Origin of the sequence: Pyxidicoccus fallax, from assembly GCF_012933655.1 — a bacterium.
In the GTDB taxonomy this organism is placed as follows: domain Bacteria; phylum Myxococcota; class Myxococcia; order Myxococcales; family Myxococcaceae; genus Myxococcus; species Myxococcus fallax.
The window spans coordinates 1-8168 of sequence record NZ_JABBJJ010000463.1; the positions used below are offsets into that span (position 1 = coordinate 1).

The window sequence follows — 8168 nt, forward strand, 5'->3', positions numbered from 1 at the left end:
GGCAGGCCCTCCGGCCGCTTGACTTGGAGGGGGCCCCCTCCTAGAAGGCGCGTTCCCCCGCTGGAGGAAGCTCCGGTGGGATGTTCTTTCACAGCTTCCCGTGTTCGACACGGGACGTAGCGCGAAGGTGACGGGCGCGCGGTTTCCCGTCCCCGGCGGACGGTCCTCCTGAGGGCCACCGACCGTTTCCCCGCTCCCCGGATGGTCCGGGGGGCACTCGACCCCAAGGGGAGAGAAAACAATGGCTGAGACGCAGGCCGCGAAGCGGCTTCGTGAGTACGAGACCATCTTCCTGGTCAAGCCGGACCTGACGGACGACAACGTGGACAAGCTCAAGGAGCGCGTCCGCGGCATCGTTGGCCGTGAGGGTGGCAAGGTGATTCGCTTCACGGTGTGGGGCAAGAAGAAGACCCTGTTCCCCGTGGCGAAGCAGCCCCGCGCCATCTACGTGCACGCCAGCTACCTGGGCAGCTCCAAGCTGGTGGCCGAGGTGGAGCGCAACCTCCGCAACTTCGACGAGGTGTCCCGCTACATCTCCGTGAAGGTCGCCGACGAGGTGGACCCCGAGAGCCGTCCGGTCCTCGAGGACCTGAAGCTGGCCGGCGACGTCGAGGAGACCCGTCCGGGTGGCGCCCCCGCGGACCGCGAGGGTGGCTTCCGCGGTGACGACGCGGCTGAGGGTGCGGACGAGGAGTCGACCGAGGAGGCCTGAGGGCCACCGGGTCAATTCCCTAGGGACCAATCCAGGAATCGAGAACGCTCATGAGCAACGGAACTGAGAGCAAGACGGGCGCTGCGCCTGCGGGCCGCACGGGCGGCTTCGGCGGCGGCGGTGGTGGTGGCTTCGGTGGCGGCCGCGGTGGAGACCGTGGCGACCGCGGTGGTGACCGGGGTGACCGCGGCGGTGACCGCGGCGACCGCGGGATGGGTGGCGACGACGACAAGCGTGGCGGTGGCCGCGGCTTCGGCCGCAAGAAGGTCTGCCGCTTCTGCGCCGAGAAGAACGCCGCCGTGGACTTCAAGGACCAGGCGACGCTGAAGTACTTCGTCACCGAGCGCGGCAAGATCATCCCCCGCCGCATCTCGGGCAACTGCGCCAAGCACCAGCGCGAGGTGGCGGTGGCCATCAAGCGCGCCCGTGGCATCGCGCTCCTCCCCTACAACGCGGTGGTCGGCTAGCCGCCGGTCCGCACAGGAGACTGAACATGAAGGTCATTCTGCGTGAGGACATCGAGAACCTCGGCAAGTCCGGGGACCTCGTCACCGTGAAGGACGGCTTCGGCCGCAACTACCTGCTGCCTCGCAAGAAGGCGGTTCTCGCGAGCGAGCAGAACATGCGCCAGCTCGAGCACGAGAAGGCGGTCATCACCGCCCGCAACGCCAAGCTGAAGGGCGCGGCGGAGGAGCAGGCGAAGAAGGTGGGCGCCATCAAGGTGACCATCAAGCGCAAGGTGGGCGAGCAGGACAAGCTGTTCGGCTCCGTCACCGCGCTGGACATCGCCGAGGCGGTCGCCGCCCAGGGCCAGCAGGTGGACCGTCGTTCCATCCACCTGCCCGAGCCCATCAAGTCCACGGGCAACTTCGAGGTGGAGCTCCGGCTGCACCGCGAGGTGACGGCGAAGATCAAGGTCGACGTGGTGGCCGAGTAGCCATCGCCGTCTGACCGACGGAAGTCAGAGAGGCCGTCCGGGGAGACCCGGGCGGCCTTTCGCTTTTCCGCTCGCCCGGCGCTGGCGGGTCCGGCTCGCGCCGCGTCCGGTCCGTCCCGCGACATCCGCGTGGAGCGCCCGGCGCGACGTGCGTATCCGGAGGCAAAGGAGGCTCACCCATGAGCACCGATGCCACGCCGCGCACCGCTGGAGGACACCGCCCCGAGCTGGACTGGCTCCGGGTGGTGGCCATCCTCGTGCTGCACCTGTTCCACACGGGGATGATGTTCAACACCTGGGACTGGCACGTGAAGAGCGCCCAGGCCCTGCCGGTGCTGGAACCGGTGATGGAGGTCCTGCACCACGTGCGCATGCCGCTGCTGATGTTCATCTCGGGCGTGGGCACGGCGCTCGCCCTGGGGCGGCGCTCGCTGGGGGCCTTCGCGTCGGACCGCGTGAAGCGGCTGCTCTGGCCGCTGGTCTTCGGCATCTTCGTGGTGGTGCCGCCGCAGATCTACGTGGAGCAGTTGTTCCGCGGCCGGTTCCAGGGCGGCTACGCGGAGTTCTACCCCTCGGTGTTCGACTTGGTGCCCTACCCCGCCGGCAGCTTCAGCTGGCACCACCTCTGGTTCGTCGCGTACCTCTTCGCCTACTGCATGCTGGCGCTGCCCCTCTTCGCCGCGCTGGGCACGGCGCGCGGGCAGGCGGTCCTCTCGCGCGTGGAGGAGTGGCTGTGCCGGGGGTGGAACGTGGCGTGGCTGTTCGCGCCGCTCGCGCTCAACGGGCTGCTGCTGCATGGCTACCCGGAGACGCATGCGCTGTTCGACGACCCGCGGACGTTCGGCCACTACGGCCTGCTCTTCCTGCTGGGCCACGTGCTGGGCCGCTGCCCGCGCGTATGGGACCACCTGGTGGAGCGGCGGCGCGCGCTGCTGGCGGCAAGCGGGGTGCTCTTCGCCATCATGGTGCCGGAGAGCGAGTTCCCGCTGGTGCCGGAGGTGCTCGGGGCGCAGGCCGCCCTGTGGCTCTTCATCCTGACCGCGCTGGCCTGGGCGCGCGCGTGCATCCGCGTGCGCCGCCCCTGGCTGAAGCATGCGCAGGAGCTGTCCTATCCGTTCTACATCCTCCACCAGACGGTCATCGTCGTCGTGGGGTACGCGTTCCTCTCGCTGCCGGTGGGCCCGTGGGCGCTCTTCGGGCTGGTGCTGGTGACGACCTTCGGCGCCACCTGGGCCCTGAGCGAGGGCATCGCCCGCATGCCCTGGCTGCGGCCCTGCTTCGGGATGAAGCCGCGTGCCACCCGGGCCGGGGCTCCCCGGATGATGGAGGCGGGGCATACTGGCTGACGCACCCATGGCACCCCACTCCATCGAAAGCACTCCGCTGCGTGAAGCCGGCTGGCGGTGGCCGCGCCTTCGCGCGCGACCCGTCTGGGCGCTGTTCGGCCTCTTCCTCGGCGTGGGGCTGTGGAACGGAATGACGGTGACGCTCACCATCCTCGGGGATGGAGGCACCGTCCCCGGCCGGGAGCCGTTCGTCTGGGAAATCACCGGGGCGCTGGGCGCCTGGGCCGCGCTGCCCGTCATCCAGACAGCGGTGCTCAACGCACCGGGGCCCCACGTGGGCTGGGCGCGCTTCCTGGGCATCCACGCGGCGGGCTACCTGCTCTTCACCGCCCTGCACATCGCGCTGATGGTGCCACCGAGGTACCCGCTCTACGCGCTGTTCGGCTGGGGCCCGTACCATTACGGGGACCTGGCCTTCCGCATCCCCATGGAGGCGCAGAAGGACCTCATCCTGTACGCGGCCGCCGCCACCGTGTGGAGCCTCCTCAACGCGTGGCGCGAGCGGCAAGCACGGGTGCTCCGGCAGGCCGAGCTGGAGAGTGAGCTGCGGACCGCGCGGCTCCAGGCGCTCACCGGACAGCTCCACCCGCACTTCCTCTTCAACGCGCTGAACACCATCAGCTCGGTGATGTACGAGGACCTCGCGCGCACGGACCGGCTGCTGAGTGACCTCGGAGGACTGCTGCGCGCGAGCCTCGACCGGCGGGAGCCCACGTGGACGCTCGCGGAGGAGCGCGCGCATACCGAGCGCTTCGTGGCGTTATTGGCCGCGCGGTTCGGCGAGCGCGTGACGGTGCGATGGGACGTCGCGCCCGGGCTGGAGGACGCACGCGTGCCCTGCTTCGCGCTGCAGGCGCTGGTGGAGAACGCGGTGAAGCACAACCAGGACCGGCGGGAGGCGCTGGAGGTGCGCATCCGTGCCCGCGAGGACGGCGCCGGATGGCGGCTGGAGGTGGAGGACACGGGGCGTGGCTTCGGTGAGGCCTCTCCCGCCACGGGCCCCGGCGTGGGGCTGACGCACCTGGAGCGCATCCTCGCGCTGCTGCACGGCGGACGGGCGCGGATGGAGCGCGGGCAGGGCCCCGAGGGCGGCGCGCGCGTATCGCTGTGGCTGCCGCGCGAGGTGCCGGCATGACTCCCTTCACCGTCCTGGTCGTCGACGACGAAGCCCCCGCTCGTGCCAAGGTGAAGCGCCTCTTCGCGGACGACACGCGCTTCGCCCTCGCGGGCGAGGCCGCGGACGGGACGGAGGCCCTGGAGCGAATCGAATCCCTGCGTCCGGACCTGCTGGTGCTCGACGTGCAGATGCCCGGCCTCACCGGCTTCGAGGTCCTCGAAGCGCTCGGCCCGGAGGACGCCCCCGCCGTCATCTTCTCCACCGCCTACGACGCCTTCGCACTGAAGGCCTTCGAGGCGCACGCGGTGGACTACCTCCTCAAGCCCTACGACGCGGGCCGCTTCGGCAGGGCGCTCGACAAGGCGCACGCGCTGCTCGTCGGCGGGAAGAAGGACAGCGGGAAGCTCCGGGCGCTGCTGGAGGACCCGGCCCGCGCAGGCCCCGCGCGCCCGCTGGAGCGGCTCGTGGTGAAGGTGGGCGAGGCCTGGGTGCCCCTGAAGCTGGACTCCGTCCGGCGTCTGTCCTCCGAGGACAAGTACGTGCGCCTCCACACCGACCAGGGCGAGCATCTGATCCGCCAGAGCCTGCGCGCGCTGGAGGAGCGGTTGGATCCGGAGCGCTTCGTGCGCGTGCACCGGGGCGACATCGTCAACCTGGACGCCGTGGCGCGCCTGGAGCCCTGGACGCACGGGGACGGCATCCTCATCCTCGTGGACGGCAGCACCGTGGTGCTCAGCCGTACATGGCGTGAGACCTTCCTCGCACGGTGGGGGCTTCCAGGGTGAGCCGGCGGGTAGGGCCGCCCCCCATCTCCCACCCGCTGCTACAGGTCTGTAGCCGAAAACTGTAGCCATGTCAGGGCTGCCTGTAGAGTGGGCAGGCAGCCATGGAAAACGTCCTCGACATGAGAGAAGGCCGCCGCGTCCACGAAGACCTGGCGGCGGAGCGTGCGGTGCTGGGCGCCGTGCTCGCGGACAACAGCCTCATCGCCTCGGTAGGCGAAGTGGTCCACCCGGACGACTTCTCCAGCCCCGCGCACGCGCAGATCTTCGCGGCGATGCTGAAGCTGGACGGCCAGTCCAAGCAGGTCGACCACCTGACCCTGGCCGAGGAGCTGAAGGTCCTCGGGCAGCTCGTCGCGGTGGGCGGTCCCGCGTACCTGATGCGCCTGGACCAGGTGGTGCCGCTGGCGTCCAACGCCGTCCAGTACGCGCAGATCGTCAAGGACCAGGCCATCCGTCGGCGCCTTGCCCACGTGGGCAAGGAGATTCAAGAGCTCGCCAGCTCGGAGACGGGCGAGCTGGAGGTCCTGCTCGACGAGGCCGAGCGCAAGGTGTTCCTCCTCGCGGAGAAGAAGCGCGAGGGAGACCTGCGGCCGGTCAGCGAGCTGATGGAGCAGACGCTCGACCTGCTCGACAAGATGAAGGCCGCGTCCACGGGCGTGACGGGCCTGTCCACCGGCTACATCGACCTGGACATGCAGCTCACCGGCCTGCACGCCGGCGAGCTCATCATCCTCGCGGCGCGACCCGGCATCGGCAAGACGTCCTTCGCGATGAACATCGCGGTGCACGCGGCGCTGAAGGAGAACAAGGCCGTCGGCATCTTCAGCCTCGAAATGCCCGCGGACCAGCTGCTGATGCGTCTGCTCGCCTCCACCGCGCGCGTGGACATGAAGAAGCTGCGCGGCGGCCGGCTGACGCCACATGACGAGGAGAAGTTCCAGGAGATGGCGGGCGCGCTCTACAACGCGCCCATCTACATCGACGACTCGGGCGGCCTGTCCCCGTTCGACCTGCGCGCCAAGGCGCGGCGCGTGAAGCAGAAGGACCCGCGCCTGTCGCTGCTCGTCATCGACTACCTCCAGCTCATGCACCAGAAGGGCAAGGTGGAGAGCCGCCAGCTGGAAGTCGCGGAAATCTCCCGCGCGCTCAAGCAGCTGGCCAAGGAGCTGGAGGTTCCCATCATCGCGCTCAGCCAGCTCAACCGTAAGGTGGAGGAGCGCAAGGGCGGCAAGCCCATGCTGTCGGACCTGCGTGAGTCCGGCTCCATCGAGCAGGACGCCGACGTGGTGATGTTCATCCACCGCGAGGAGCCGGAGGGCGGCGCGGACGGCGCGCCCCCGCCCACCAGCTCCGTCATCCCCGTGGAGCTCATCATCGCCAAGCAGCGTAACGGCCCGGTGGGCTCCGTCGACCTGGTGTTCCTCTCGGAGTTCACCCGCTTCGAGAGCCGGTCCCGCGGCGAGTAGCTACCCGGCGCGCAGGTAGCGCACCACCAGCCCGCGCGCCGCCTTCACCGCGGCCTCCATCGCGCGCCCGCGCCCCAGCTCCGTGGCCAGCGCGGACGCCAGCCGGCACCCGGTGCCACGGCGCCCGGGCGCGCGCCGCAGCCACTCGCCGCGCAGCACGCGCACCCGCTCCGGCGTGGCCAGCACGTCCGCCAGGCCCTCCACGTCCGGCAGGTGCCCGCCCTTCACCAGCACCGCGCCGAAGCCGTACCGCGCCAGTGCCTCGGCGGCCGTGGCGGCCTCCTCCACCGTGCGCGGCACCGGCCGGCGCAAGAGCCACGCCGTCTCGTCCAGGTTCGGCGTGAGCACCACGCGCGGCCCCGCCAGCGACAGGTAGGCCCGCGCGGACAGGCGCGTCAGCGGCTCGCCCCGCGAGGTGCGCACCACCGGGTCCACCACCCACCACGCGTCCGTGCCCTCCAGCGCCCGGCTCGCGGCGGACAGCTGCGCGGGGCCGGGCACCATGCCCCACTTCACCGCATGCAGCGGCCCCAGCTCGCGCGCGGCGGCAATCTGCGCGGCCAGCACGCGCGGCGCGGAGGCCGTCCACGTGAAGGTGGTGGTGCCCTGCGCCGTCTGCGCGGTGGGGACGGCCACCGGCTGACCGCCGCGCTCCAGCACGGCGGCCAGGTCCGCCAGGAGCCCCGCCCTTCCCGTGGGCTCGTGTCCGGCCAGCAGGAGGACGCGGGGGTTCAACGCCGGTGCTCGCGCGCCTTCTGCACGAAGGACTTGTACAGGCCGTTGTGCACGGGAATCGTCGTGGCCATGTACTCGGGGTGCCACTGCACGCCCACCGCGAAGACGTGGACGGTGGACTCGACGGCCTCCACCACGCCGTCCGGCGCCACCGCGCACACCACCACGTCCTTGCCCGTCGCCCGCACCGCCTGATGGTGCGTGGAGTTGACCATGAGCTGGCCGTGTCCCACCGCCTCCGCCAGCAGCGTGCCGCTCTTCACGTCCACCGGGTGCTGCGGCTGCGTGCGGTCATGCTTCTGCTCGTGCTCGCGCGCGCCCGCCACCTCGCGGCCGATGTCCTGGAACAGCGTGCCGCCCAGGACGACGTTGAGCAGCTGCATGCCGCCGCAGATGCCCAACACGGGCATGTTGCGCTTGAGCGCGCCGCGCATCAGCGCCGCCTCGAACGCGGTGCGCCCCTCCTTCAGCGCGCCCAGGCCCTCGCGCGCGGACTCGCCGTACACCTCCGGGGGGATGTCGAAGGCGCCGCCAGTGACGAGCACCCCGGAGACGCGGTCCAGGTACGCCTCCACGCACGTCGGGTCGTCCGAGTACGGCAGCACGAAGGGCAGGCCCCCCGCGCGCAGCACCGCGTCCGAGTAGGGCACCTTCAGCTCGTAGCGGGCGAAGGCCTGGTCCGCGGGCTGGGTCCAGTCCGGGGTGATGCCGATGTTGGGGCGGCGCGGCGGCGGCCCATGGTGACGCGGATGGTTGTTCATGGAGTCCTCGGGCCGTCGAGGCTAGTGCCCCGCCCTGCCCTGTTCAAACGCCGCCACCAACCGCCGCACACGCTCGGCGATGTCCTCGGCGAGCAGGGCGTCGGACACCACCGCCGCGCCATGAGCCCCCGTGGCCGCCACCCGGGCGATGTTGTCCAGCCCCACGCCGCCAATGCCCACCACCGGCAACGGGCTGTCCCGCACCACCGCGGCGAAGGCCTCCAGGCCCAGCACCGGCGCGGGCACCTGCTTCGTCGTGGTGCCGAAGAGGGGCCCCACGCCCACGTAGTCCGCGCCCGCCGCCAGCGC

At 71.0% G+C, this 8168-nt stretch carries 10 protein-coding genes; 7 read left to right on the top strand and 3 right to left on the bottom strand.

The window, feature by feature from the left end:
- Positions 1-241 precede the first annotated feature (241 nt).
- The 7 genes from rpsF (at position 242) to dnaB (ending at position 6363) form a co-directional block, all read left to right on the top strand.
- Positions 242-712: a 30S ribosomal protein S6 gene (rpsF, locus tag HG543_RS48880; protein ID WP_169351846.1), complete on the top strand. Its 471-nt coding sequence runs from the start codon at positions 242-244 to the stop codon at positions 710-712.
- Positions 713-762: 50 nt separating this feature from the next.
- On the top strand, positions 763-1179 hold the full coding sequence (rpsR, locus tag HG543_RS48885) for a 30S ribosomal protein S18 (RefSeq protein WP_169351847.1): 417 nt from the start codon (positions 763-765) through the stop codon (positions 1177-1179).
- 26 nt (positions 1180-1205) lie between these two features.
- Entirely contained in the window at positions 1206-1649 is a 444-nt protein-coding gene (rplI, locus tag HG543_RS48890) for a 50S ribosomal protein L9 (protein ID WP_169351848.1), read from the top strand.
- 179 nt (positions 1650-1828) lie between these two features.
- Positions 1829-2995: an acyltransferase family protein gene (locus HG543_RS48895; protein ID WP_169351849.1), complete on the top strand. Its 1167-nt coding sequence runs from the start codon at positions 1829-1831 to the stop codon at positions 2993-2995.
- Positions 2996-3002: 7 nt separating this feature from the next.
- A complete protein-coding gene (locus HG543_RS48900; RefSeq protein WP_169351850.1) occupies positions 3003-4130 on the top strand; it encodes a sensor histidine kinase in 1128 nt (375 codons plus the stop codon).
- Positions 4127-4897: a LytR/AlgR family response regulator transcription factor gene (locus tag HG543_RS48905; protein WP_169351851.1), complete on the top strand. Its 771-nt coding sequence runs from the start codon at positions 4127-4129 to the stop codon at positions 4895-4897. The genes HG543_RS48900 and HG543_RS48905 overlap by 4 nt, the downstream gene beginning before the upstream one ends.
- A gap of 101 nt (positions 4898-4998) precedes the next feature.
- Complete coding sequence (gene dnaB, locus HG543_RS48910; protein WP_169351852.1) at positions 4999-6363, top strand: replicative DNA helicase; 1365 nt, start codon at positions 4999-5001, stop codon at positions 6361-6363.
- Here the strand turns inward: dnaB and HG543_RS48915 are convergent, their stop codons facing one another.
- From HG543_RS48915 to HG543_RS48925, 3 genes are all read right to left on the bottom strand, one after another.
- Complete coding sequence (locus tag HG543_RS48915) at positions 6364-7098, bottom strand: bifunctional hydroxymethylpyrimidine kinase/phosphomethylpyrimidine kinase (protein ID WP_169351853.1); 735 nt, start codon at positions 7096-7098, stop codon at positions 6364-6366.
- Entirely contained in the window at positions 7095-7859 is a 765-nt protein-coding gene (locus HG543_RS48920; protein ID WP_169351854.1) for a gamma-glutamyl-gamma-aminobutyrate hydrolase family protein, read from the bottom strand. Before HG543_RS48920 ends, HG543_RS48915 begins: the two co-directional genes overlap by 4 nt.
- Before the next feature lie 21 nt (positions 7860-7880).
- The coding region (locus tag HG543_RS48925) for a thiamine phosphate synthase (RefSeq protein ID WP_169351855.1) at positions 7881-8168 on the bottom strand (288 nt) is incomplete at its 5' end.